Source organism: uncultured Thiothrix sp. (assembly GCF_937876535.1).
GTDB lineage: Bacteria > Pseudomonadota > Gammaproteobacteria > Thiotrichales > Thiotrichaceae > Thiolinea.
The window spans coordinates 20,217-41,142 of the sequence record NZ_CALFHZ010000002.1 but is presented as its reverse complement, the minus strand read 5'-3'; the positions used below and the strand labels follow the sequence as shown (position 1 = coordinate 41,142).

Genomic DNA, 20,926 nt, shown 5'->3' with positions numbered 1-20,926 from the left:
TTTTTGTACTCAATCTTTTTAAAAACTGAGTACAAATGTGCGTAAGAGCTAGTTAATAAAAAAGCCCTGAAACCGTTAGATTTCAAGGCTTTATGTATTCTTTAGATTTTCTTAGATGACTAAGTGGTGCCCAGAGCCGGAGTCGAACCGGCACGGATGTTACCATCCGAGGGATTTTAAGGAAATTACTATCACTTTAATAAACAGACACTTAAAATAAATTTTTAGCCTAAATCAAGACACTACCCATCTTTAAAAACAATACCTTACAATTACTTTAGCCTAAAACAGCGACCGTTTCTACTGTCCCAAAACTTTCAAATTTCGATACACACACTTTGTCTTCAGCAACCTGCATTTTTCGCCACTTGCAGATGTACCAAAACTTGTGCCAGAATTGATTATCATAAATCCTAGAATTTTTAAAACATGAAAATTGGTTATGCACGAGTCAGTACGGTTGGCCAAGATCTAGAAACTCAGATTGCTAAATTACAAAATGAAGGCTGCGAGAAAATTTTTCACGAAAAGCAAAGTGGAAAACTTGCCGACAATCGACCTGAATTAAAACGTGCCATCGAGTTTGCGCGTGAAGGCGATGTTTTCACCATTACCAAATTAGACCGACTCGCACGCTCTATGGGTGATCTTTGGCAAATCATCCACGAACTGGAGGTCAAGAAGGTTGCTTTCAAGGTTTTAGACCAAGCAGGCTTAGATACCAGCCATGCCACCGGTAAGCTACTGCTGAATATTCTTGGCTCGATTGCCGAATTTGAACGTGACCTGATCAATACCCGCACTGCGGAAGGACGCGAAGCCGCAAAGCAAAAGGGCGTGAAGTTTGGGCGTAGACCTTCCTTAACGCCCGATAAGGTTCAACTACTAAAAGCAGAAGCCACAGCAGGATTACTCAGCAAGGAAGCGCTGGCGGCCAAATATGGCATTTCGCGAAATACTGTTTATAGGTTGTTAGATATGAAAAACCTAGAGCAAACATGAACTTCATTTCCCATTCTTTTTCCGCCAACTTCTGCACACGCTATCACCATATTTCGAGCCACCCGACAAACACTCACAAGCAAAGACGACGAGCTGGTGTTTCCGCACTGGCTCATCGCTCTCATTTTTAATTAATATTTACACATACCGCTCACACTCCACCGAGCCACTAAACCCCGATGATCCGAGTGTCAACGTGCAATCCTTGGCAACCCAACGCTGCCCATCAATATGCGACCTAAATCCACGCGCAATGATCTCGGCTTCTGCTGTGAGTGCCGGATTCGCACTAGCCAGCGTCAGCGATAGCGTATTGCTCCCACCCGCCAAGCGCCGCAGCTCCTCATCAGCCGCCTCACCCGCCCGTTCTTCCGAGTCGAATAGTTCGCGCAACACCCAAACCGGACTACTGCCGCGAGTCACCGTACCTGAGTTACCCTCATCATCCCGCCAATTCGCCACTGCACCGGCATATTCGCCCCGCCCCAGCTCCTGATAACTCCACTGGCTGCAATCGCCATAATTAACCGTAATCTGCGGCATGCTTTGGCCGGATTGAGTCTGCAAGGCGCCTTGCTGCACAAACACCAGCCGCGAGTCTTTGACCGTCGCCACCGCCCCATAACTGCTTCCAAGGCGGCTCATAAAAGCCAAATCCGACTCATCTTGTTGCAATAGCCAACCAATAACAATGTTTCGATACGCAGCGCCGACCGCTACTTGCCAACCATTACGACCCGCTACGGCCTCCAGCACCGTGCCTAATGTCGTGCTCTGATAAACTTGCGTGCGCAGCACTTTACCTTCGCCTATCATATCCGCCGACTTGGCATGTATCGTGAGCTCGTCCGGTGCGCCTGACTCGCTGCACTCATCCACATAATACGACCCCTTAAAATAAAGCGTTTGAGCCCCCGCTACTCGTTGCCCTAGCCAAACCTTCAGCACGACCCCGCGCCGAATCGGGGCAATCACGCCGCCCGCATTACTCAGGCGAATTTCGAGTGTGTCCGAATCAAACCCGCTGCTATCGTGCACACTCAGCTCAACCAAATAAGGTTTAAAACGAGCCGTCACCTCCACACCATCCGCTTCAATTTTGAAAATTGGCTGCATGGCTCAATCCCAAAGCTGTACTTGCGTTTTAACCGGCGAACTTGGCTGCAAACTCGGCAACACAATCACAACCCCTGCAGGTAATACCGCCGGATACTGAGCTAGTGCAGGATTGACCGCTAACACCGCTTCTGTTGTCCCATGTTCCGCGCCATATTCCGCATAGCAGAGCGCATCCAATACATCGCCGTCTTGGGTCGTATATGTCCGCATTAGTCATACCTCAACAGATTGAGCGTCCACTCCACTTTGCGCGGCTGCCCTGAACCACTCAAATCGCTATACGTCTCACTAATCCCTTCAATCACCCAGCGCCCCGGCAAATACGGCACACCCACCCCATTGCGCACTGTCCACAGTGCCTGCGGCTCGCCAGACTCCTTGAGCTGATACAGTGTCGTCATCGCATTATGATTACCGATCCAGCAGCTAAACAGCACCCCGGGAAGTGATGCGGTATCCGTATCCGGCCCCACATTTTGCAGGGCTGGCCGTTGCCCCAGCCGCTCCTGCTTCGCCCAACGCTGTTGGCTGGAGCGCTGCACCTGATCAAACAGCAAGGTCGATACATCAAAAATAAACTGATTACCAAATGCGACCTGCATCACGCCACCCCATCCCTGTGCTGTGCTCTTAATTGCCGCGCTTGCTGGGCTTGTACACGCTTCAAGACCCGCTCGACTTCGGCAGCAATCTGCGCTGCATCCTGCCCCGCAGTGGCATTAATCGTAATATGAATAGGCGCGTTAGTCGGTACACTGACCTCCACCGGTGTTTGCCGATTAAGCTGACTCACAACCTGTGTGACCCGTTGTGGTAAGGGTGTCACCCCCGCTGGCAAGCTCACCGGCTTTTCATCATTCGCCGCACTCAGTAATAAAATATTGGTTTGGGCATCCATCATCACTGGCATGCCCATCCGCAAAATCGCCGCATCCCGCGCCGGAATCACCGCTTCATCTTTGTGCAGGATGGCACGGTAACCATCAAAAGGGACATTCCGTAGGCCGAGCGCATGGGAACCATCGGTTTTACTGGTAGTCGTGGTAGTCGTGGTAGGCGTCGAGGTCTTAGCGGTAGCCGCGCTTATCTCCCCCGCTTTTGTGACCAATACATCTGCGAGCGCCACGACCGCCGTTTTCATAGTGTTCAGATTTGTACTAGCAATAGAGGCTTGTCCGCTGACCAATTCCGCCTTGTTACTCAGCTTTTGCATCGATTCGGCCGCAAGCTTCGAGTTTTTATCAATATTAGTGCCAGCATCATCCAAAGGTTTTTTCACACCTTGGAACATCTTGATCATTTCTCTAGGCAATTCAGCCATCAGCTTATTTACCGATTTCCCAGAATCTGCCACCGTATCCATCGAACGTGCTACATTCATCGCCGCCGCATAGGCTTCACGGCCTTCTTTAGTTTGTAAACTCAAACCATCGACATATTTTCTAAATTCATCGGCCGTATCAATCGCAGCCTCACCCGATAGCCCCAAGCCTTTATTAAAGTTGCGAACATCCACGGCTGCTTGCGCGAGTGTGAGCTGTTCTTTTTCCTTGTCCGAATAAAAATTGTCGTAATAGAAGCTCGTAGCTTGGGTGAATTTATCCATCCCACCCATTAAGGTCACGAGCGCTTCAGAGGCAGCGATAGCTTTGGGACCCATCCCTCCAAAACTCAAACCTAATTTACTGGTGAGTGCCACCACTTCCGCATGTTGCGCAGCCGCTGCTTTACTCGCATCCGCGACCGCATCCAGTGATCCTGCCACCGCCATAGCCGCTGCGTAGGCTTTGCGCCCTGCTTCCGTGCTTAAATCTAAGCCTTGGACATGTTTTTTAAAGGCTTCGTGGCTACGAATCGACGCTTGCCCCTGTAGACCCAGGCTTCGATTCCACTCCAACACTGCCGCATTCGCTTGCTTTAAGGCCGCCTGCTTACGCTCTTCCTCACTAAAAAACTCTTGATAGAAAAAGTCATTCGCGGCTTTAACTTTATCAATCCCCCCCATGAGATTCGTCAAACCCATTGCGGCCGCCAGTGCTGAATCCTTGGTACTCCCCAGATTCAGCCCCAGACTTTGGAGGCTAGTCACTAGCCCCGATTTCGCTACTTCAGCAAGCTTGCCAAACTCGGCAATAATCTCCTCCGCCGTCGCTTTGGTCATGTCCCGACCGTTAGCCATGGCTTTTTGTAATTCTTCAGGCAAGGCTGAAAACACGGTTTGATAGCGCTGCTTGAGCATGTCACCCGTCGAGAACCCCGAAGTTTCTAACCCTTTCAGTGCAGACGTAAATTTAGCGACATGATGTGGCATTGTGTCTGCAATCATCTGATCCAGTGCCTGCATTTGCTGCATCATTTCGTGAGCCGCTTTTACAAAGCCTTCTTTGCGAGCAATATGGTCAGAATCGGCGGTGAAACCAATTTGTCCAAAAGCCGTTTGATAGCGATGTGGATTGTTGCCATAGCCACCTTGTCCTAGCATCGCCTGCCCATCCAGTGAGCCTTGCGTGAAGCGTGCTTTGGGATCACTCGGGCCACCAAAAAGCTTAGCTAAACCGGCCACACCGGCTAAAGCCCAGCCCCAACCAGGGATAGCGCTCACAAAAGAACCTATGCTTCCCATAATCCCTGACAGCCCGCCACTCAGCGCAGAGCCTAAGCCACCCAAGCCTTGACTAACCATCCCACCAAGATTAGAAAAGAGGCCGCCACCCGCGACACTGCCGCCACTGAATAAACTACCTAAGCTTTTGCCAATGCTGCCAAATGCACTAGCTATGCCATCACTCAAGGGTTTTAAAGCATTCGATAAGATGGGCTGTACAATGTTTTGCTTGAATAGACCCACGAGGCTTTTGCCCAGATTGCCAAAATCCAGCGACATAAACGCATCCGTTAGGGTTTTATTAATATCCCCTGCCATGCGGCTAAACTCATCCGACACACTCACCGAAACACTAGCTGCCGCTTGTACCGCTTTGCCGCCTGCGTCCTCAATCCCCACTGCTAAACCGGCTGAAACCTCAACCCCCAATCCTGCCATTAGGCGCGAGGGTGAGTGAATCTGAAAAAAGCCTTTGACACTGCTATAGACCTCACCCGCCGCTGCCTTAGCTTTACTCACTGCAGCGGCTGCCCCATCCGCAATGCCCCGTGCCAAACCAGCCAGCATATCCTTACCAATACTTACAAAATCACCGACCGTTTTTCGTAACGCGGCTAGCACATCAGCAATAAAACTCGACACACCCGTTTTGATCGTCTTCCACGCGCCTGCAAAATCGCCTTGGAGTGCTTGCGTCGCTGCTTTGAAAACCGTTTTAATGCCTTCCCAGCCGGTGTTGACGATGGCTTTTATACCTGCCCATGCGCCTGAGAAAATGAGCTTCACTCCCTCCCACCATGCAGACACGACTGTTTTGATGCCATTCCCCGCCAGCTCTGCACCTTGCTTGACCACCGCCCAACCTGCAGCGGCTGCACCACTAATCACGCTCAATCCAGTTTTAGTGAGATTCGCCATCCCCGACCATAAGGGGCCGATCAAGCCTTTAACCGCTTCAAAGGCAACCACATGCGCTTGCCGAAAGGCGTTGAGTCCAGCTGTCACCGTGGGGCCTATAGATGTCCAGACGGCACTAGCACCCCGTTTAATATCGCCCCAAGCTGCATTAACGCCTACCGATACATCTGACCAAACTTTGATGACCCCTTGGCCGATTGAAGTATCGGCCACTGAAGCCTTAACGGAAGCCCAAGCACCGCTCACCGTTGCTTTAATCCCACCCCATAAGCCAGACCACCACCCTGAGATTTTGTCCCAGTTGGCATAAATCAGCGCCGCACCGGTCGCAATCACTGCAATCGCAGCACCAATCGGGTTGGCAATCGCAACAGCCGCCAAAGCCCGAAAAGCAGTGGCAGCAATCCCAATGGCCGAAGCCAAAGGCCCTAAAGCAAAGGAAAAAGTGCTCACTGCTGCACCCACTAAGCCCAAGGCTAGTTTTGTCGATGCACTAGCAGCCAATAAGCCACCCAACGCGGCTAAGAAAATTTGTACCCCTGTGGCACTGGCTGTCGTAGCTGGATTAAGCAAACCTAAAGCCTCACCTACTTTGCGAATCCCATTCCCGACTGCACTAAACACCGACACCACCGCATCCCAATGCGACACCACAAACCCCACTGGAGTGAAGGATGCCACCGTTTTCAGCGTGTCCCAGTTGCTAATCAGCAGTTTCACCGCACCAACCACGTTATGCACAATCCCAATCACTGGCTGCATGGCTTCGCCCATGCCCCGCCCTAAGCTTTCGGCGCCACCTGCACCGGCCAAGGCACTACTAATCCCTGCATAGCCTTTTTTCAGTTCCTCCAGCATGGGTGAAATAAACGCTTGACCGTAGCCTTTACCAAAGGCCGCTGCACTGCTAACAAACTGATGCAAGGTCGGGTAAGCAGCCTTAAACATATTATTAAAGGCGACACCCCAGCCGCCGTTATCTAAGTCGGATTTGAATTTTTTTAGGGTTTTATCAACGGCCTCACCCCATTCACCGATAGGCTTTTTCGCATCGATAAAAAGCTGGCGGATATTCGGGCCGAGGGTGTTGACAACGTTGGAGCCGACGGCAGAAAGTTGAGTTTGTACCCCTTCTAAACCTAGCTTGAAGTAGGACAACTCTGTGTTGGTTTGCTTCATGGCCTCTAGTTGGGCATCTGATTGGATAGCGCCGACTGCATGTGCATACTGAGTAATTTCATTGAGTTTTTGCCCACTTTTCTCCAACAGTGGCCATAAATTGGCGGCATCATCCGAGATACCCGCCAAGATCGAACTTTTTTGTGCGTCAGTGAGCTTACTTTTTGAGAGCGCATCCCCAATTTTTAGCAGTGCCTCATCCGCCTTTTTCCCTTTTAAATCCTCGACCGATAGACCAATACTTTGCATCGACGCAGCAAACGCTTTGCCATCTTCTGTACCTAGTGATTTGAGCGATTGATTCATATCGCCAAACACCTTGGACATATCCCCAAATTCATTCAGCTCGGCAGCAATCCCCTCAAAGCGTCCCGCCAATCGCCACTCTTGGAGCGATTGCTTGCTCATATCCGTGGAGCGAGCCAGGTTTTCAAGTTCTTTGGATACCGCCGCGACGTTGGCCGTTGCGAATGCTGTACCAAATGCCATGCCTGCGTTCGTCGCCATTTGCCCTAATACCGGCACTGCACCCGCCACGACCGTTGACAACGTTGCGACAGCCGTTTTAGTCGCCAACAATTTAGCCGCCAACCCGGAATGCGCGTCCGCCACATCCAACACCGAGAGCTTAAACTTACCCATGATGCGCCCGTTGCGCTCCATCGCATCACTTTTAGCAGCAATGGCTTTTTCGACTTTTTCAGCTTGCTTAGCAAGGGTTTCGAGCTGTTGCCCCGTGTTTTCGGTACTCACGCCCAATTCACCCATTCGCTCTTTGGTGCGAGTCAGGCGTTCTTCGGTCTTACCTAAAGCAATACCCAACTTTTCAGCTTCACGCTCCGCCGCCGCAAGTTGTTTATTCAGTCCACCCGTAGGATCATTGGCAGCAGCTTGACGCAGTTCATCCACTTTTTTCCGGGCAGCTTCCAGCTTTTGCTTGGCGGTTTCGACATTTTGCGTGTCGATGTCAAAGCGTTTGATCAACTCTTGCTTACGCTTGAGTTCCGAGAGTTCACGCCCCAGTGCGTTGATCTTTTGTTGAGCCGAGGAAAAGGCTGTCGCAAACGTGGATTCGAGGCGAGCGCCTATTTCTAAAATCAGTTTGTTATCGGCCATGTTTCCCTCTGCTATTTTTGTTCTTGTGTGGCTTCAACCCACTCTAAAAGCTCCGAGATTTCCATCTCGCCGATCTCTGCCAAGCTCCAAGACGTGTGCGAAGCCAGTACGACGATCAAGCGCCGGAGATCAGCCCTGTTGACGTTTAGGCTGGCGCTTGCGAAAAGATAGATAGATTTGCTCCAAGCCGAGCCAATCGGTTAGCAAATCCATCTCCAATAAGTCTTCGATGCGATAGCCGACTAGACGCGCCATCGCCTCACGAACCTTTTCATTTTTATAGGTCAATGCATCCTTCGCCTTGGGGCGTTGCAATGTTAAACGCTCCACTGCTTTACCCTTGATCGTGATCGGATAGCTTAAAATCAGTGTGTCGCCATCGACTTTCGGTTGTGACTTGAAGGATTTATTGAGTAGGTCGAGCATTTCAGCCATATCCAGCTCAGAATCCAGATTTTCCATCACATCAAGCGGTTGTTCGGTCACCGCTGCCAATAGGCGCAGCGTCACCTCAAAGAGAGCCTCTTCCGAGGACTGCCACTCCGCCACTTGCTTATCGCGTACCAAGGGACGACGCATCCACAACTCTTCAATCACTTCGCCTTTTTCGGTGGTAATCGGGTATTCCAAGCGATAGCATTTTTTGTCTTGCTGTGCTTTCGCCTCAGCAAAATTAATAACAGAATCAGACAATAACGTGGTATCAGTAGTAGCTGGCATGAACGCCTCCATTTATAAGGATTAAACCGTCGTCACGACGGGTATCAATTCGGAAAAATCGGCTCACCCGAAGATGAGCCGAGTTTAAAAAGCGGCGACATACGCTGTGCCGCCGCGCGCTTGCAATGAAACTTAACCCAGGAAGTTGCGGTCAGCGTCGTCCGACACTTCCATTACATTGATGTCGACTAGAATTTCACCATTCACTTCATAGCGAAATTTGTGGCACGTGAACTCATACTTGCGTTGAGTGTCTTCACCCATTTTCACCGTACCGAGGTCTACTTGGGTGAAATAGCCGGTGGCGATGATGTTGTGCTTACCTTTTTCACAATCCACTGGATTCTTGTAAATAGCCCGTAGGTTCAAGGTGCGCAGACCTTGGCATTGCCCAACAAAACCTTTTAAAGCGGCTGCTCGTAGCTCAGCCGCTGTGATCGATATTTTTAAGGGTTCAGCCAAAGTTCCATCCGTGAACTCAGCCGGTGCGGACATCCCCGCATAACGTTTAGCTTCGGTTTTGAGCTTTAAACTAGGCAAACCGACATCAACAGCTCCAATGACTTCTGTACCATTTTCATAGAGCTTCATATTTTGCAGAATAGAAGGTGCTTTCATGATGACTCCTTAGGCCGCCAATAAGTTAAACAGATAGTCCTGGGTAATCCGCAAGACCACACCAGGTTGTTCGTTAGGTGGCGGTACGGTGAAGTCGGCATAGAGCCATGTTCTGCCCTCAGCCAGTGCTGCGGTATTGTTGAGACTCGGATGCTTAATGACCCGCGATCCAGTTAACAACTGTCCATTGCGCACTAAAGCATCAATTTCAAGCTGGATCATCTCAATACGATGATCGATTTGTTGCTGAGTGATTAAGCCATCAGTTTGTGCGAATTCATGAAAGTGAATGCGCTTAGCAATGTAATCGGCCATGCGTACCGCCGATTCATAGTGCCAGAGCGGGTCAGTTGCAGTGGTACGATTCCCCCAGAATCGGACACCTTGCTCCCGACGTAAAGTAGTAATGTGGCTGGCATTGAGGAAATTGCCTTCGCTATCTCGACCGAAATAATCAACCGGTGTGCTGATGCGTAAATCACTAGAAAAGTTGGTCTCTAAAGGAACGTTCGAGAGGGTTTTTGCGCGACCACCTAAGCTTGTATCCGCATCAATTTTTGAGCGCAAACCTAAGGCAACGGCCGTTGCATGCACAATAGAGCCTAAGCGCTCAAACTCTGGCCAGATTAGCATTAAACGTTTACTACTAAAGCGATTGCGTACAGCTAAGAGAGCCGCTCGATTAGCACCCCTTACTGCTGCATACACAAAGCCGCCAATTTTATCCGCGACTTCAATGAGGGCAGTGATCACTTCGTCAGCATCATCTAATCCCGGTGCACCCAAAATTTCAGGGATCAGGTCAAATTGGCTTTGAGCTTGAGCCAACAGACTCGCACCTTCTGCCACATAAGCGGATTGCTCAGCTAAATCAGTACTGGTAGGAACCCTGACTACAATGATATTAGGCACAATCGACTGGCCATAAATCGCGTTCAGGACGTTCACTAGGGTACCCGTTGAACCTGCTTTGGCGATTAAGTCAGGTGTGACACTAACTAGGCTCAGCTCAGGAAATACACTGGCATCGGCATCATCGGCTGTGACTACGACGCCGATTGGCGTGGTGGCCGGTGTGATAGCCACTGTAGATATTGTTTGACCCTGTTCGATGAGTGGGCCATGAAAGTAATTCTCAGTTGTTGGCATACATGCCTCCATTTTTAGGATCAAACCGTCTCACGACGGGGATTCTATGAGCGCTAGACGCTCACCTCATTTCTCAAAATTCGCTCTTTGTCTGCCAAGGTTAAACCAATTTGAGGAATAGCAACACAGGCATCCAATACCTGGCTCACCATTGGATCATTTAAGTTCAGGCTTGTGGCACTATGCAACCAAGCTTTAGCAGCACGGAACATCCCTAGAAGTTGGATGTCTGTCTCAGTAGCATGGCCTGCTGCGAATTTTGCAGACAAGCCCACTTCCGCGACCTCCATTGAGCCGTAGATCGGCAGGGTTAAGAGTTCGCGCAGAAAGCGGGTAGTGGACACAACTCCATCCTCGATGGGTGTTGGAGCCATTTCAGGCGCAGTGACGACCGGCAACACCCACGCGCCATCGTTGACGACATACAGCCCGTTGGGGCGTGTGGTAACATCCAAACAACCCGCTGGAGCTTCCGCCGCGACAACGTATTCGTTGGTGGGCGACACATAGATCTGCTCCTCAGCACTTGCCACCGCGAGCGCTGTTTCAGGGGCCGCATCGTGATCAGGCAGATAAATCAAAATGTGATTCGGTGTGATGTATTTTTTCATTTTAAAACTCATTTTATTAATTCGGGTTCGCCGCGGCAGCATTATCACGAGCTGCGATAGCAATGTTGCGGATGTCATCCAAAAGCGCACGGATTTGTGGGAGCGACCAAGCAAAATTGTTGCCATGTGTGATTTGATGTATCCACGATCTGGCCTCAATCGCATGCCAGGCATTACTGTTTGCTGCCGCTGCTTGCCCATAAACATCTTCAACACGATTCCGAATAGCAACTCGACCCCAGGTAGCTTCATCACGTGCACCGACTAGACCATAGCTTCCATGACTCCATTGCGCATTAAAGATTTCTTCCATACGGGTGCGTAACGCAACCCGACCATAGCCTGCCTCATTTCTGGCATCGACCAGCCCGTAGCTTGCAGCCCCCCAAATACTATCAACTGTGCCACGAATACTGGCAGCATGCCCGTTGACGGTGTTTAACGTACCATCCATAGCATCCAGTTTGCTTTTTAATACGCCTAGACCGCTGCTTGTGCTTTCTAATAGGGCCTTAGTAGCATCGACCGCTGTTTTGACAGCATCAATCGCTGCTTTTAACGCGGATAAGCCATAGCTTGAGCTTTTTAAGAGCGTATCTGCACTAGTTGCGCTCGTTTTAGCTGCCGCTGCATCAGCCGCCAGTTGAGTGGGGTCATACCCCGAACTAAATAAATTGCCCATTACCACCACACCCCATTCTTGAATATAAACTTTCGATGCTGATTGGATTGGTATTGATGCGTACCAGCAGGCAGTTGGGTACCTGTATCTGTCTGCACGGGATGCGCAAACACCACAGTTGCGGGTTGGCTCACCATATTGCCGCTATAAATAAACTCAATATAATCACCATCGACCAATTCTGTGCTAGGCATCGTTGCAGTACTAGCAGCCGGTAAAAAGTAAGCTTTATTGGGAGAGAGCGCACCGGTGGCAGGTAATGCACTTGGTACACTGCTCACCGTCACAGGCACACCCCCTAGCGTAGTACCGTCGCCCACAAAGAGCTGCTTAGTATCCGTCGTCCAAAGCGGCTCACCCAAAACAGGAGCCGTGGTTAAGGCCAACCGTGCAGCGTTCGTGAGCCGTCTAAGACGAATAGTGGCCATAATTAAGCAGTGCCCCCATCAATGACGAGGTTAGCTAGAGTTGCTTGCACAAAGGCGGTGGTGGCCAACTGGGTAGTATTCGTACCCGCTGTTGCGGTCGGTGCGGTGGGAGCGCCTGTAAAAGCAGGGTTTGCCAACGGCGCTAATGTCGTGCTTGAGGTTGTGATACTAATATTTGCACTACCGTCAAAACTCGCTGATCCCGTCACTACACCTGTCAATGTAATAGCACGAGCTGTGGCTAATTTGGTGGCGGTATCGGCATTCCCAGCCGTTGGGCTAATTTCGATATAGGCCGTGCCTGACCAGCGCCACACTTTGTTAGTGTCTAATGTGACATAAAGCACGCCGGCGGTACCGGTAGCAGGTAGTGCCGCTTGATTGGCTGCTTCGAGCACATCATCCACAAAGCTCGGTAGGAAACTCGCAGGAATTTTGCCATTCCCATCCAAGGTGATTTGATTAGTATCTACCACGATACCACCCGCCGTCGTACCGTCACCGATATAGAGTTTTTTCGTATCGGTAGTCCAAATCGGTTCACCTGCAGCTGGGACTGGATTTAAGGCTAAGCGTTGTGCATCAGTGATGCGACGTAGTTGAATTTTCATTGGCATTGTAATGTCCTCACGACATGATTTTTAAAATATTAACCTGCCCCACCATCAATCGTGGAGCTTGAGCTGAGTATCCCACCGGTCACTGCATCACAAGGTTCATTGCCATCGATTAAACAGATGCGGAAATCATGCATCAATGTATTGTGAATCCGGTCTAATAACGCACCATACACAAGATCATTTAATTGATTAGCGAGTTGCGTTCTGAGTGCGCGCAGATCCAGCGGGCTGTATTCAATTTGTAAAGTAGGTGAATCGTTGCGGCTGGTACAAACCAGCTTCATGACCCACGAGAAATCATTAGTTTTTAGTAAACCGCCTTGGTCTTGACGGTAAGGGGCATAGCCCCAAAGTACCCCATTATCGAGTAAATACCCTAAGGCATTCACTTGGATATTATGCACACTCTCAGCTAGCTCAGGCTCTAACAGATCAGTCATTGGATCAAGGCTAGTTTGAGGAATGTTTTCAACGTCAATGCGATAGGACTCAATCCCCGCTGAGGATGCAGTTAAGACCTTAATAGCAACTACATCAGTGATAGCAGGGCTTGAATAGCAAACAATGGCCGCCAGTGCAGAGGCAGGAGAGCGTCCCATCATCACCTCATGATCATGGGCGGCGCCTTCATTGGTGCGAATAAAAACGGTAGCCATCTATGCAGCCTCTCGCAAAATCATCAAAGCGCTAGCGTAGCTATCGTGCTGGGCTAAGCCTTGATCTTGATGTTGGTAATAGTTAACAGCCTGTTGCTCTATGCCGATCATCAGCAGGCTCGCGGTTGCGGCGGGTGCTTGTGCTGCGGCGGCTTCATTAAAACTTAAGCTATAGGTACACCGGGCGGGTTTTACGTGCCCGACTTGATAGCGAATGATTTGAGCATGCTCAGCGGTTGGCTCATTCTGTTCAGTCGACAATTGCAAGCGAAATGAATGCGGTACGTAGTCAGGCCGATCACGAGGAATATCGACGACTCCCCCTAGACCTGCGACTGCCAGCGCTTGTTGCACCGACTGAATCGTGCCTTTTTTACGATGGACTGCAATCGAGGCTTCCGTGACAGCACGCTTGGTACTCTCTGGCCAAGCATCATCCCAATAATCAACCGAGCGTTCCCAAGCTAACCAAGGCAGCAAAGGTGCTGGGCAGCGTTCAGCCGAATGAATTTGGCGAATGATTTGGACATTGAGCGCCTCAACCGACTCGCCACTGACTTTTTCCAGTTGGCGTTCAACGGGCGTGTGATGGTTGAGCAAATATTTAAACATCTTGCCCCCTTAAACTGACCGCAATACTAGTGCAATGCGCAACTTGCCACGGTTGCACCACAATATCTTGGGTCAGATTGAGAACCACTCGTTGGACACCCGCTTGGTGGGCTGCCCCGTATAAACCGGACAAGGCAATATCATGCCCCAGGCGATAATGCTCTGTTGTGTACGCCTCAAGCGCCGCTTTAGCAGCTTCTACAATGGGTAACGATGATGGCCCTGGGTAAGTGTAGAGTTCAGCTACCACGGCATATTCAATGGTTTCAGCCAGCATTAAACGGGGTCGATCTGTGATCGGAATCACGGTTTCAGCATCTAAAGCTGCCGTCACTAAACTTACAATAGAGGAGCTGTCGACATTCGGATCAATCAACAATGTGATCGCTACATCACCAGGTATTGGGTCAGTCAAGCGGGCATCGTAAAGGGTATTCAACGTAAATTCCGCACCGGCTATACGCTCAAATAGTGGGCGATCAATATAGACATCGACTATGGCAGGGCTGGCGCTAAGAATATGATATTCATAGCTGCCCCGACTACCTGCGGTCGTCCATGCCTCTAGAGCGAGCTGGATTCTAGCACGGAATCGGGTATCAGACTCGACGACTACAGGTTGAGTACCTATCGTAAGGCGCTCTACGCCATAATTTGCTCCAATTTGATCCAAGTCACTCCCCACCGCATAGGCAAGCATAGTGGCATAGGCCGCTTCGTTAATCGCTTGACGCTGTAAACCTAAGCGATACGCTACGGTTGATAAAATCTGGTAAGCCGGATCGGAGACTAAGGGATAAGGAAAGCTTGGATCATTGAGCTGCTCTTGCATACCAAGCGTATATAAATCCAGCAAATAATCTAATTCGCTTTGAAAATCGACGGGCGTAATACAGATGGGTTTCGGTAATTCGGCTAAGTTGATGCTGTTGCTCATAAAGTCAACTCCGCTGGCTCACTATTCCAAAGACCTGTCAGCTGTACTTTCAAGCCTGCCGAGACAGCCTTAATATTAATGCTGCTCAGTTTAAAATCAGGTACACCGGCTAGGGGATCAGCCAAAGCCGCTGCAATCGCTGCTACCCAAGCGAGTTTCGTGGCTTCGTTGATGGGTTTATCCATCTGTGGATATAAGTCACTTCCACGTGCTCTTAATAAGACCTGACTACCCTTGGGTGTTAATAAAGCATCGCTGACACGTTGTGTTAGATAATCTATACCCGTTAAGCGTTGGCCTGTGTTGCAATCCATGCCCTGATAAGTGGTCTGTTGCTGATTATTTGGTACAAGTTTGAGCGTATTATTAAGTGGCACGATGGCTTGATACGTTCGCAAATTGGATGCTGCTAATACAGCATCCAACTTTTGATGGAGTGACGTTAAAGCAGCTACCTCCGCCGCAGGCGGCAGGATAGCAGCTACATGAGCTGCCATCTGTTCATAAATAGCTGTTAAGTCACTCATAGTTTTACACGCTCACCGAGCCATCAGCGTTTAGTAAACCTGCTGGACGAGTACGACCCACCCACAAGCGATTGATAAACGCTTGAGCAGCATTTTCATGGGACGCTTTTAATTCATCACGGGTTGGAAACTCTTGGATCGCTGTTTCAATAGCAGCTACACGCACACCTAATGCTGTTAAGTCAGTCCGTAGACCACTAATTAATAAAGCATGATCAGCACTGGCTGTTTCCAACGCTAAAACGCGAGCTACCGCCGCTTGAAAAGCCTGAAAACCTTCGGTGTTTGGATCACCATCTAATAATTCATTGACTGCAGCAATTTTAGCAGCCAATTCGCTCATATTGACATCAGTAACACCGATGCGGCCATCGACAATACTTTCGATCAAACTAACGATATTGGCAGCTTCGGCTTGTTGCTGTGCAATCAGCTGGTCACGTAATTGAGCCGTGGTTAATGGCATGATTTTTCACCTTTCTTATTTGGAGCAACATTTTTTGTAATAGCGATCACGACTGCTCCAGTACCGTTAAACGCTTATTCGTATCAGTGATCTGTTCAATCAGTTTGGTATCAATACCAAGCCCAACTAAGATACCCTGCTCTGGCTTGCCTTGTGGTGCAATCAGCAAACACGGCTCTCCGACTGTTGCCCCCAAGGGGCGATTAATGACTGGCAGCTCTGGCGTTTCAAACAGTCCTGATGCCGCTTGCACCCATGCTGTTGCACCCTTCTTAGTCAGTGTTTTTATAGTGCCGAATCGGTGGAGGGAATTGGCGATGCGACTGAGATCGGCGAGTGTATAAACGATTTTAGTATTCATCAGTGCATCCCCGTATTTTCGGTCAATTCGTCGAGCAAAATGCGCTTGATAGCTTCAACGTCCGCTGCGCTGATGCCCAATAACTCGCGCGGTATATAACCTGCCCCGTTTTGATATTCGCGGGCACGAGCCGCTTTGTGCTCGTAAAAACCGACTTCCTCATTCCCCGCTGAGCGACGCTCCACAAATTTCCAAAATTGAGGGAACATCCGCAGGCTTTTTTTGGTCGGCTTCGCTTCGCGCATTCGATCCAGCCGGAAACGGCGGAGGCTTTTGGTTTTTTCATCAAAGCCTTCGTAATATGCGCCATGCTCCGCCCCTCGCACGGTACGAATGCTGCGCCGCCCTTGCTCGTTGGTATAAGCAAACCGCCGCTGTCCTTTTTTCTCAAACGGCAAACGGGCAGCCATGGGCGAACCATCCGGCTCGACATTGGCTTTAATTCGCTTTTTATTTTCAGCTTGTAAAAACGCAGATGCCTTTTTCAAAGCACGGCGGCGGGTTACCGGCCCTGCATTGCGGTATAAAATCGCGAGGGCTTCGGGGAGTTGATTGCTGTCAGCGATTAGCATGTGACCACTTCCTCGCCGATGTTTTTGCTGACCTCAACGATTCCGAGGTCGATCATTAAATCGACGGTTTCGTTATTATTGAGTTCGGCCATAAATTGCATCTGCTTTCGTTGCCCTTCGCTGTGCAGCCACCAGCCCACTTTACGCAACAAATCCGCAACTTCGCCCGCATAACCAGCGACATAAATACTCAACTGATAACTGACCGTCATATAAAACTGCAGGTCAGGCTCTGCCAATGTGTAGGTGATCGGCTGGGTGCTGTTGTCCTGCTCAAACGCCTCGATTTCGTCAAAAGAGCAATCAGCATCCCCGCTTTCAATATCCAAACGAAACTGTTCTGAGGCCAGACCGGTTTCGATTAGAAATTGTTTGAGGCGCTGTAGGCGTGCTTGCATCAAATCAACTCCACAGACGAAAAACTGCCTTGGGGATAAGCCAACATCAAAATCGCTTCGCGGTATTCAATTAAGTATTGATCCGCGACTTTCTCTTGGGCTTCTGCCCGTGGTATCGCATGCATCGTGGTATCGGTAGCACGATAGCGATTGCTCATGAGTTCCATCGCCTTCGCAAACACCGCCGTTTTGTAGCTTTCGATTAAGTTTTTTTTCTCGCCATAATCTTCTTGCGGTACTTCTGACAAGCGTTCGTAACCCCTGCGTGCCCAGTCGCAAAACTGTTGATGTAGCTCAGCATTAGTTAGTCGCATAGCTTGCTCTAACCGTGCCAGCCGCTTAGCGGCATCAAAGCTCTCGTCAATGCGATAGGCTTTTTCAAACTCTTGTACACTCAGGTCTGGCCAGAAACCATTATTTATAATCGGTGGCTGAACGGGTGCTGGCGTGTTAGCAATAAATGATGGTAGGCTCATTCGATGTCCTTGCCTTGTACTGCGCGAAGCAGCGTTTTCTGGCAAGCCATCCACGCCTTCCATTGCTTTAAAATGATCAGCGCCTCGACGATGCAGATACCGGCTAAAATCCCCACAATCCCTAGGCGCTCGATACCGTCTGCGGCGGCCACGATGTCTTGCATGATTAGTAGCCGTCAATATGAGTCAGCACATGCTGCTCAAAATACTCAATGCAGAAGCGCGCGACGATCTGGCAAGCAACCATCACGGCCATCCCCAAAATGCCCAGCACTTGCATTTGTAAAATATCCAAGACATTACCTAGGCCGACCACCGCAAGCACTAGCCCATGCCCCAAATAAAACCAGCGGCGGTAGTCTGTGCCGCTCGCAAACAGCCATAGCGACAACAGCATCAACACAAAACAAAGTAAAAAAATGATCGCGGTCATTGTTGATGCTCCTTTAAGGCAGCGGGGCTGGGGATCATCTGTGATGGACTTTTAAGAGTTGTTATCACATCAACAGTGTCCCCAGCCGCTGCTTGTCCCTGCGAGGAGGGGGACTCGGTGGCTGCCAATTGCTCACGCAAGGCAGTGATACGTTTCTTAATACGAATATGAGGATCAAGACGGATAGCCGCTTCAAAGTAATCTAAAGCGATGGCAGGCAGGCTATTCACTAGCAATTCGCCACAAACCCGTTTGAGTTTGGCACGAATTTCGTCGTGCATGTCCATCTGCGCTGTTTGCTCGCTGATCCACAGTGCAAAGGGATTTACAGTATTGGCAACTGGAGAGTTTGCTTGAGCCTCAAACTGGCGCAGCGTCCACTTCGCCACCGACTCGGCTAACCAGCTCCCCAAGGGGCGGGCAAACTCGGTCGGCATGGCGATACCATTGTCCAAGGCGTAGCGTGCCAACTGCTCAAATACCGGCATGTTCTCAGCGTCAAACGCCCAAATCATGACTTGAGTCAAGACCTCATCGCCCCGACCCGCTGCCATCATGCCTTCTAAATAAGGCAAGTAGTCTGATATTAGTTCGGCCTTGACTTCCGCTTTACGTTGCATGGATGCTATTTTTTTCAGACGAGCACGATCAGCACCAAGACGATAGCGCATGGCACGGTCGAGCGGTTGCAAAGCAGGCATGATGGCCTGCGCCTGCTCACGTTCGGCTTGCTTGCGTAATGTATCGCGCTGGATCGGTGTCATCTTAGTTCGCCAAGGTGATAGCGCCAGCAGCTACTTGAGCTAAACAGGTGTAGTCTTCAATGACATAATCCATGTTCTGGCTCATAAAGTCCTCCACGCGATTTTTTTCTGGCCGCTCACGCATCAGGCGGCGTAGGCTCCCCTCTTGAGTGTAGATACTTAAATTATCGAGGCGAGTCACTAAGATTCCATCAGCCGGAAAGAATGGCACGACAATAGCTGGCATACCCGCGACTTGGCGTGTGCTGAATAACACATCTAAAGCGATCCGCTCGGTAGCTGCATTGTTATCGTTCATCAGGCCGAGATATTTATCGTGCAACAGCCTGCGCCCGACGATACACACTAGGTCAGTATCTTCACGATGATGTTCAGCCATTTTGTTTTCGATGAGATCGTAGACTAAAGCATCCAGGTTTTTGTAATCGCCAGCAGTACCCAAAGTGAGCGGATCAGTGTGGATACGATCTGGTGCAAATTCGCTAATTTTTGCCAACCAGCCCTTCGCTACATCTTGTAAACGTGGATTCACCACCCGATCTGATTTCAACGCAGCGCGGCCTTCGCCATGCCAGCCGATCATGATCCGGTCACGTCCAATTTGACGAGCCAATTGGCGAGCATAGCGCTCCGCAAAATCGGGGTAAACGCGCCATTGATCTAAAGTGGAGTAGCGGATGGCAGTGTCAAAATCGACCTGATCCACTTCATATTCGTTGGTTTTTTCGAGCGAAACAACCTCGACTGGCTCGCGCTCCTCGGTAGTTCCGCTGGTTTTTGTAACACTGGCAACCGTACTTCCAATGTCAAGACCAATGGTTTCGCCTTTCATGTTGATGACGGTTTGTGAGCCAATTCGGTCTAAAAACCCAGCTTCTTCGCGGATGGTATCCTCCATTGATTGGGCAATGGGAGGTGCCACCGTAAACATTTCGCGGGCATCTTCGACACCGTTTACTTGCGCAACGATGCGCCGGTAGTCGTTGTATAAAACTCTTGTTTCATTACGCATTGCAGTACGTCTCCCGACGTTCTAATTATTGTTTTTTTTTAAAACCGGAAGCCGCCCTTCGCAGCCTTCGCATCTTCATTGCCTGTCATTTTTGGGCGAAATTGGTAGCCATCGGCTGGAATTTGCTGTTTCAAGCTTTCGATTTCAGCATCTTTAGCCGCGAGCGCACTGGTGTATTCGGTTGTTTTGGCCGACAAAGCATTCGCATATTCAGTGTCCTTGGCAGCTAGCTTTGCCGTAAATTCATCCGTTACGCGCTTACATTCAGCTTGCGCTGCATCCCGTTCGGAGCGGACGGCGGCTAGCTCTGTTGTAAAGTGCTGCAAGTGAGCCGCAAATTGATCCGGTACAGACGCTGGCGTTGTTGGTTCAGTTTTTGGCGGGGTAGCTGGATTGCCAGCTGGGGTATCTATCGACATAGAAAAATGCTCCACAGTGTAGTCGGCGTGATCATCTACACGACGCTCAATAAATTGGTAACGAGTGACATTAGGTTTGGCGGCGCTGAAGTGCGTACCAAGGCTGGCCGGTGTGCTGGTAATCGCAAGGCCGGTTAAATACGGTTTACCTGATCCTGCTAAGTTGCGATCCAACTCAATACTAAAGGCGCGTTTTTGTTTTTTGTTTTCCCAAAAATCAATGACTTCATCGAGTACGTCCATGTCCGCGACCAAATAAACCTCATTGGCAGGGGCCTCCTCGGTGCGTAGGGCTGTCACCGTGCCATACTCTTTAAACGTGGAGTCGGGATACAGGGCTACCAAATGCTCCATGTTGATGCGTGCAGCATAGGTTTGCTGATCATAGCTAGCAGCCATCGCAAGGAGCGTGGGTTTAGGGAGTTCGCGGCCATCAATGGTTAGACCGGATTTGGCGATGCGTTTAGTAACAGTGGCCATAAAAAATCCATCAAGTCGGCACGTCTGCCGAGTGGGAAAAAACGTC

The 20,926-nt window shown here is 50.0% G+C and carries 26 protein-coding genes; 1 reads left to right on the top strand and 25 read right to left on the bottom strand.

The window, feature by feature from the left end; translation table 11 throughout:
* Positions 1–429: 429 nt before the first annotated feature.
* Positions 430–1,002 (top strand): recombinase family protein, encoded by a 573-nt coding sequence (locus tag Q0230_RS00285; RefSeq protein WP_298606962.1) that lies wholly within the window; start codon positions 430–432, stop codon positions 1,000–1,002.
* A 138-nt stretch (positions 1,003–1,140) separates the two neighbouring features.
* Here the strand turns inward: Q0230_RS00285 and Q0230_RS00280 are convergent, their stop codons facing one another.
* The 25 genes from Q0230_RS00280 to Q0230_RS00160 all read right to left on the bottom strand — a co-directional run bounded on the left by Q0230_RS00280 (position 1,141) and on the right by Q0230_RS00160 (position 20,880).
* The gene (locus Q0230_RS00280; RefSeq protein WP_298606960.1) at positions 1,141–2,118 is read right to left on the bottom strand and encodes a contractile injection system protein, VgrG/Pvc8 family; all 978 of its coding nucleotides are present in this window, start codon (positions 2,116–2,118) and stop codon (positions 1,141–1,143) included.
* 3 nt (positions 2,119–2,121) lie between these two features.
* Positions 2,122–2,331: a tail protein X gene (locus Q0230_RS00275; protein WP_298606957.1), complete on the bottom strand. Its 210-nt coding sequence runs from the start codon at positions 2,329–2,331 to the stop codon at positions 2,122–2,124.
* Positions 2,331–2,723 (bottom strand): phage tail protein, encoded by a 393-nt coding sequence (locus Q0230_RS00270; protein ID WP_298606955.1) that lies wholly within the window; start codon positions 2,721–2,723, stop codon positions 2,331–2,333. The genes Q0230_RS00275 and Q0230_RS00270 overlap by 1 nt, the downstream gene beginning before the upstream one ends.
* Entirely contained in the window at positions 2,723–7,939 is a 5,217-nt protein-coding gene (locus tag Q0230_RS00265) for a hypothetical protein (RefSeq protein ID WP_298606953.1), read from the bottom strand. Before Q0230_RS00265 ends, Q0230_RS00270 begins: the two co-directional genes overlap by 1 nt.
* A 129-nt stretch (positions 7,940–8,068) precedes the next feature.
* Positions 8,069–8,659, bottom strand: a complete 591-nt coding sequence (locus Q0230_RS00260) for a phage tail assembly protein (protein WP_298606952.1) — start codon at positions 8,657–8,659, stop codon at positions 8,069–8,071.
* A 132-nt stretch (positions 8,660–8,791) separates the two neighbouring features.
* Positions 8,792–9,277 carry a phage major tail tube protein gene (locus Q0230_RS00255; RefSeq protein WP_298606951.1) on the bottom strand — a complete coding sequence of 162 codons (486 nt, stop codon included), beginning with the start codon at positions 9,275–9,277 and terminating at the stop codon, positions 8,792–8,794.
* A 9-nt stretch (positions 9,278–9,286) separates the two neighbouring features.
* Positions 9,287–10,426 (bottom strand): phage tail sheath subtilisin-like domain-containing protein, encoded by a 1,140-nt coding sequence (locus Q0230_RS00250; protein ID WP_298606948.1) that lies wholly within the window; start codon positions 10,424–10,426, stop codon positions 9,287–9,289.
* A 53-nt stretch (positions 10,427–10,479) separates the two neighbouring features.
* Positions 10,480–10,932 (bottom strand): hypothetical protein, encoded by a 453-nt coding sequence (locus Q0230_RS00245; protein WP_298606946.1) that lies wholly within the window; start codon positions 10,930–10,932, stop codon positions 10,480–10,482.
* A gap of 121 nt (positions 10,933–11,053) precedes the next feature.
* The gene (locus Q0230_RS00240) at positions 11,054–11,719 is read right to left on the bottom strand and encodes a hypothetical protein (protein ID WP_298606944.1); all 666 of its coding nucleotides are present in this window, start codon (positions 11,717–11,719) and stop codon (positions 11,054–11,056) included.
* Positions 11,719–12,147 (bottom strand): hypothetical protein, encoded by a 429-nt coding sequence (locus Q0230_RS00235; protein WP_298606942.1) that lies wholly within the window; start codon positions 12,145–12,147, stop codon positions 11,719–11,721. Before Q0230_RS00235 ends, Q0230_RS00240 begins: the two co-directional genes overlap by 1 nt.
* Before the next feature lie 2 nt (positions 12,148–12,149).
* On the bottom strand, positions 12,150–12,764 hold the full coding sequence (locus tag Q0230_RS00230; RefSeq protein WP_298606940.1) for a hypothetical protein: 615 nt from the start codon (positions 12,762–12,764) through the stop codon (positions 12,150–12,152).
* 32 nt (positions 12,765–12,796) lie between these two features.
* Positions 12,797–13,423 carry a hypothetical protein gene (locus tag Q0230_RS00225; protein ID WP_298606939.1) on the bottom strand — a complete coding sequence of 209 codons (627 nt, stop codon included), beginning with the start codon at positions 13,421–13,423 and terminating at the stop codon, positions 12,797–12,799.
* Positions 13,424–14,035 (bottom strand): phage tail protein I, encoded by a 612-nt coding sequence (locus Q0230_RS00220; protein ID WP_298606937.1) that lies wholly within the window; start codon positions 14,033–14,035, stop codon positions 13,424–13,426.
* Entirely contained in the window at positions 14,028–14,972 is a 945-nt protein-coding gene (locus tag Q0230_RS00215; protein ID WP_298606935.1) for a baseplate J/gp47 family protein, read from the bottom strand. The genes Q0230_RS00220 and Q0230_RS00215 overlap by 8 nt, the downstream gene beginning before the upstream one ends.
* On the bottom strand, positions 14,969–15,499 hold the full coding sequence (locus tag Q0230_RS00210; RefSeq protein ID WP_298606933.1) for a hypothetical protein: 531 nt from the start codon (positions 15,497–15,499) through the stop codon (positions 14,969–14,971). The genes Q0230_RS00215 and Q0230_RS00210 overlap by 4 nt, the downstream gene beginning before the upstream one ends.
* 4 nt (positions 15,500–15,503) lie before the next feature.
* Positions 15,504–15,965: a hypothetical protein gene (locus Q0230_RS00205; protein WP_298606932.1), complete on the bottom strand. Its 462-nt coding sequence runs from the start codon at positions 15,963–15,965 to the stop codon at positions 15,504–15,506.
* Positions 15,966–16,011: 46 nt separating this feature from the next.
* Positions 16,012–16,326 carry a hypothetical protein gene (locus Q0230_RS00200; protein ID WP_298606930.1) on the bottom strand — a complete coding sequence of 105 codons (315 nt, stop codon included), beginning with the start codon at positions 16,324–16,326 and terminating at the stop codon, positions 16,012–16,014.
* Complete coding sequence (locus Q0230_RS00195) at positions 16,326–16,898, bottom strand: hypothetical protein (RefSeq protein ID WP_298606928.1); 573 nt, start codon at positions 16,896–16,898, stop codon at positions 16,326–16,328. The genes Q0230_RS00200 and Q0230_RS00195 overlap by 1 nt, the downstream gene beginning before the upstream one ends.
* Positions 16,892–17,296 (bottom strand): hypothetical protein, encoded by a 405-nt coding sequence (locus Q0230_RS00190; protein ID WP_298606926.1) that lies wholly within the window; start codon positions 17,294–17,296, stop codon positions 16,892–16,894. The genes Q0230_RS00195 and Q0230_RS00190 overlap by 7 nt, the downstream gene beginning before the upstream one ends.
* Complete coding sequence (locus Q0230_RS00185; protein ID WP_298606924.1) at positions 17,296–17,772, bottom strand: head completion/stabilization protein; 477 nt, start codon at positions 17,770–17,772, stop codon at positions 17,296–17,298. Before Q0230_RS00185 ends, Q0230_RS00190 begins: the two co-directional genes overlap by 1 nt.
* Positions 17,769–17,936 carry a hypothetical protein gene (locus tag Q0230_RS00180; RefSeq protein ID WP_159448619.1) on the bottom strand — a complete coding sequence of 56 codons (168 nt, stop codon included), beginning with the start codon at positions 17,934–17,936 and terminating at the stop codon, positions 17,769–17,771. Before Q0230_RS00180 ends, Q0230_RS00185 begins: the two co-directional genes overlap by 4 nt.
* A 2-nt stretch (positions 17,937–17,938) precedes the next feature.
* Complete coding sequence (locus Q0230_RS00175) at positions 17,939–18,205, bottom strand: hypothetical protein (protein ID WP_298606919.1); 267 nt, start codon at positions 18,203–18,205, stop codon at positions 17,939–17,941.
* Positions 18,202–18,969 (bottom strand): phage terminase small subunit, encoded by a 768-nt coding sequence (gene gpM / locus Q0230_RS00170; RefSeq protein WP_298606917.1) that lies wholly within the window; start codon positions 18,967–18,969, stop codon positions 18,202–18,204. Before gpM ends, Q0230_RS00175 begins: the two co-directional genes overlap by 4 nt.
* Before the next feature lies 1 nt (position 18,970).
* On the bottom strand, positions 18,971–19,981 hold the full coding sequence (locus Q0230_RS00165) for a phage major capsid protein, P2 family (RefSeq protein ID WP_298606915.1): 1,011 nt from the start codon (positions 19,979–19,981) through the stop codon (positions 18,971–18,973).
* A gap of 38 nt (positions 19,982–20,019) precedes the next feature.
* The gene (locus Q0230_RS00160) at positions 20,020–20,880 is read right to left on the bottom strand and encodes a GPO family capsid scaffolding protein (RefSeq protein WP_298606913.1); all 861 of its coding nucleotides are present in this window, start codon (positions 20,878–20,880) and stop codon (positions 20,020–20,022) included.
* Positions 20,881–20,926 lie beyond the last annotated feature (46 nt).

Coding starts and splice junctions, on each gene's coding strand:
- Q0230_RS00250 (WP_298606948.1), bottom strand. CDS start 10,426: ATGCCAACAACTGAGAATTACTTTCATGGCCCACTCATCGAACAGGGT.
- Q0230_RS00200 (WP_298606930.1), bottom strand. CDS start 16,326: ATGAATACTAAAATCGTTTATACACTCGCCGATCTCAGTCGCATCGCC.
- Q0230_RS00230 (WP_298606940.1), bottom strand. CDS start 12,764: ATGCCAATGAAAATTCAACTACGTCGCATCACTGATGCACAACGCTTA.
- Q0230_RS00220 (WP_298606937.1), bottom strand. CDS start 14,035: ATGTTTAAATATTTGCTCAACCATCACACGCCCGTTGAACGCCAACTG.
- Q0230_RS00280 (WP_298606960.1), bottom strand. CDS start 2,118: ATGCAGCCAATTTTCAAAATTGAAGCGGATGGTGTGGAGGTGACGGCT.
- Q0230_RS00275 (WP_298606957.1), bottom strand. CDS start 2,331: ATGCGGACATATACGACCCAAGACGGCGATGTATTGGATGCGCTCTGC.
- Q0230_RS00210 (WP_298606933.1), bottom strand. CDS start 15,499: ATGAGTGACTTAACAGCTATTTATGAACAGATGGCAGCTCATGTAGCT.
- Q0230_RS00180 (WP_159448619.1), bottom strand. CDS start 17,936: ATGCAAGACATCGTGGCCGCCGCAGACGGTATCGAGCGCCTAGGGATT.
- Q0230_RS00225 (WP_298606939.1), bottom strand. CDS start 13,423: ATGGCTACCGTTTTTATTCGCACCAATGAAGGCGCCGCCCATGATCAT.
- Q0230_RS00215 (WP_298606935.1), bottom strand. CDS start 14,972: ATGAGCAACAGCATCAACTTAGCCGAATTACCGAAACCCATCTGTATT.
- Q0230_RS00265 (WP_298606953.1), bottom strand. CDS start 7,939: ATGGCCGATAACAAACTGATTTTAGAAATAGGCGCTCGCCTCGAATCC.
- Q0230_RS00255 (WP_298606951.1), bottom strand. CDS start 9,277: ATGAAAGCACCTTCTATTCTGCAAAATATGAAGCTCTATGAAAATGGT.
- Q0230_RS00240 (WP_298606944.1), bottom strand. CDS start 11,719: ATGGGCAATTTATTTAGTTCGGGGTATGACCCCACTCAACTGGCGGCT.
- Q0230_RS00285 (WP_298606962.1), top strand. CDS start 430: ATGAAAATTGGTTATGCACGAGTCAGTACGGTTGGCCAAGATCTAGAA.
- Q0230_RS00260 (WP_298606952.1), bottom strand. CDS start 8,659: ATGCCAGCTACTACTGATACCACGTTATTGTCTGATTCTGTTATTAAT.
- Q0230_RS00185 (WP_298606924.1), bottom strand. CDS start 17,772: ATGAGCCTACCATCATTTATTGCTAACACGCCAGCACCCGTTCAGCCA.
- Q0230_RS00205 (WP_298606932.1), bottom strand. CDS start 15,965: ATGCCATTAACCACGGCTCAATTACGTGACCAGCTGATTGCACAGCAA.
- Q0230_RS00235 (WP_298606942.1), bottom strand. CDS start 12,147: ATGGCCACTATTCGTCTTAGACGGCTCACGAACGCTGCACGGTTGGCC.
- Q0230_RS00160 (WP_298606913.1), bottom strand. CDS start 20,880: ATGGCCACTGTTACTAAACGCATCGCCAAATCCGGTCTAACCATTGAT.
- gpM (WP_298606917.1), bottom strand. CDS start 18,969: ATGACACCGATCCAGCGCGATACATTACGCAAGCAAGCCGAACGTGAG.
- Q0230_RS00175 (WP_298606919.1), bottom strand. CDS start 18,205: ATGACCGCGATCATTTTTTTACTTTGTTTTGTGTTGATGCTGTTGTCG.
- Q0230_RS00270 (WP_298606955.1), bottom strand. CDS start 2,723: ATGCAGGTCGCATTTGGTAATCAGTTTATTTTTGATGTATCGACCTTG.
- Q0230_RS00190 (WP_298606926.1), bottom strand. CDS start 17,296: ATGCAAGCACGCCTACAGCGCCTCAAACAATTTCTAATCGAAACCGGT.
- Q0230_RS00165 (WP_298606915.1), bottom strand. CDS start 19,981: ATGCGTAATGAAACAAGAGTTTTATACAACGACTACCGGCGCATCGTT.
- Q0230_RS00195 (WP_298606928.1), bottom strand. CDS start 16,898: ATGCTAATCGCTGACAGCAATCAACTCCCCGAAGCCCTCGCGATTTTA.